At 38.2% G+C, this 2,786-nt stretch carries 1 protein-coding gene; it reads left to right on the plus strand.

Going from position 1 to position 2,786, the window contains the following annotated elements; genetic code table 11:
• Window positions 1-471: 471 nt before the first annotated feature.
• On the plus strand, window positions 472-2,786 hold a 2,315-nt coding region (locus D2V08_RS01005), incomplete at its 3' end, for a BspA family leucine-rich repeat surface protein (RefSeq protein ID WP_182835451.1).

A 2,786-nucleotide genomic window follows, 5' to 3' on the forward strand; every position in this document is an offset into this window, starting at 1 on the left:
AAAGTTAATTCAAACAGTCAACATGCTCCTATCTCAATGTCCAGTCAAATGTAGTAAGTCCACTCTAAATCAAAAAAACTTTTGAGACTACATATTGGACCTCTTAGTAAAGGAATAAAATTTCAACATTTCTATTTTAACACCCATGAAATTTTCAATGAATTCCAAACAATATCAAACAAAATTAGGCCTCACGTTTAGTATTCAATAATCATGAATTAATAAAAGTACTTGAATCTACTTGCTGTTTAAAAAATCTGTTTGCCCAATAAAAATCAACTCATAAACTGTAATTCCATACATCCAGTCATGAAATTTAAACCTACAAGCATTTTATTTAATTACGCTCTTCCCCTCCTTATTTTTAGTCTATCTACATCCTACAATAATGGAAACTTGATGAAATCAAGTGATGAAAACAAATTTTCAAGTCTTACATTGCCCCCTAGTTGCACCAATTTAATCGGACCCATGGATGAAGATATAGAAATATCAGTGGATACTGATATTTCATGGTCCCTTGTTCCCGGAGCAGACGGATATATACTAAATATAGGCACGGCTTCTGGTCTCTATAATCTGCTTAATGGTTCTGATGTGGGAAACATCACAACCTACGACCCAGTTATGAACCTTCCTTCGAATAGTATGATATATGTATCGGTCATACCCTACGATTCAAGTGGTAATGCTATTGGATGCACGGAGGAGCATTTTACAACAGAATATTGGGCAGACGACCCTGAGACTTTTAAACTAACATACAAAACAGACCTTCCAGGTAACACCACCAACAACCAATTGCTAATACAAACAAACAATGATTTTAGTTATGATTATTCCATAGATTGGGGAGATGGTCAAACCAACACCAATGTTACTACCGATATAATACACACCTATGCAAATCCTGGCACGTACACTATTTCCATTATAGGTGATTTTCCAGCTCCCTTTAATGATATTTTTTCTGGGGATGGCAATAAATTATTATCTATCGACCAATGGGGCAATCAAAATTGGAAATCCATGGAAAGAGCATTTAATGGAGCAGGATTCATGAAATATAATGCCGTCGATCTACCTGACCTATCCAATGTATCCAACATGTCCTATATGTTTAATTACTGTAACGATTTCAATGGAAATATCAACAGCTGGAATGTAACGTCAGTAACAGATATGCAACATATGTTCTCTGCTGCTGCTAATTTCAATCAACCATTGGACAATTGGGATGTTTCATCGGTTACAAACATGGGTTCCATGTTTAATGCGGCGAACAGTTTTAATCAGCCTCTCAATAGTTGGGATGTTTCATCGGTCACAACCATGATATCAATGTTCCGTAATGCGCTAAACTTTAACCAACCCATCGGAAACTGGGATGTTTCATCGGTCAGTAATATGAGGGCTATGTTCAGTAACGCAGAAAACTTTAACCAACCCATCGGAAACTGGGATGTTTCATTGGTCAGTGATATGGGATATATGTTCAGTAACGCAGAAAACTTCAACCAACCATTGGACAATTGGGATGTTTCATTGGTCAGTGATATGGGATTTATGTTTAATAGAGCGAACAGTTTTAATCAGCCTATCAATAGCTGGAATGTAACATCAGTAACAGATATGCAATATATGTTCGCTAATGCTCCTAATTTCGATCAACCATTGGACAATTGGGATGTTTCATCGGTTACAAACATGGGTTCCATGTTTAATGGAGCGAACAGTTTTAATCAGCCTCTCAATAGTTGGGATGTTTCATCCGTCACAAGAATGGACTTTATGTTCTATCGGGCTCTGTCTTTTAATGAGCCTATCGACAATTGGGACGTATCATCGGTTACAAACATGGGTTCCATGTTTAATGCAGCGAACAGTTTTAATCAACCTCTCAATAGTTGGGATGTTTCCAGTGTTTCTAGAATGAATTATATGTTCAATGGTGCAACAAATTTTGACCAACCATTGAACAGTTGGAATACAGCTGCCCTTAAAAATACCAGTTTTATGTTCCGGGGAGCCATAAGTTTTAACCAAGCATTAGATAATTGGGATTTTTCCTTAGTAGGCGCCACTAACTATATGTTCAGTGATGCTCTTTCTTTCAATCAGCCATTAAATGGATGGAATACATCATCTGTTGTAAATATGTCAAATATGTTCTCTGGTGCCATTTCATTCAATCAATATTTGGGAGATTGGGACTTAACAAATACTGTCGACGTCAGTGGTATGTTGGACAACACCGCCATGTCAGTTACCTATTATGACAATACATTGATTGCCTGGTCCGGGCAAATCCTGGAAGCTGGCCTTAACTTGGGTGCAAATGGTTTACAATTCTGCTTTTCCTCTGATGAAAGACAATCCATCATGAATGATTTTGGATGGACCATAACCGGAGATATTTTTAATTGTCCTATACCCGATTGCACTGCAATAACAAATCCTTTGGACGGTGATTCGAATATCCCTCTAGACATCACTTTGACCTGGGACAGTGTAAAAGAAGCCAATGGCTACTATCTTACGGTTGGCTCATCACCCGGTGGCACCAACATTCTTGACCATGAAGATGTTGGTAATACTACAACTTATGATTTACCCTCTGATTTACCCCCATGCAGTACAATATATGTTACTATCACACCTTTCAACCCCGGTTCCACTGCCATAGGTTGTACTGAAGTAAGCTTCTCTACTATTAGCGATACTCCCGATGCAGGGAACGACGCCAGCATAAACATCTGTGAGGGCACCGTACTGAGCGATGCGGA

The organism is Flagellimonas lutimaris (assembly GCF_003581615.1).
In the GTDB taxonomy this organism is placed as follows: domain Bacteria; phylum Bacteroidota; class Bacteroidia; order Flavobacteriales; family Flavobacteriaceae; genus Flagellimonas; species Flagellimonas lutimaris.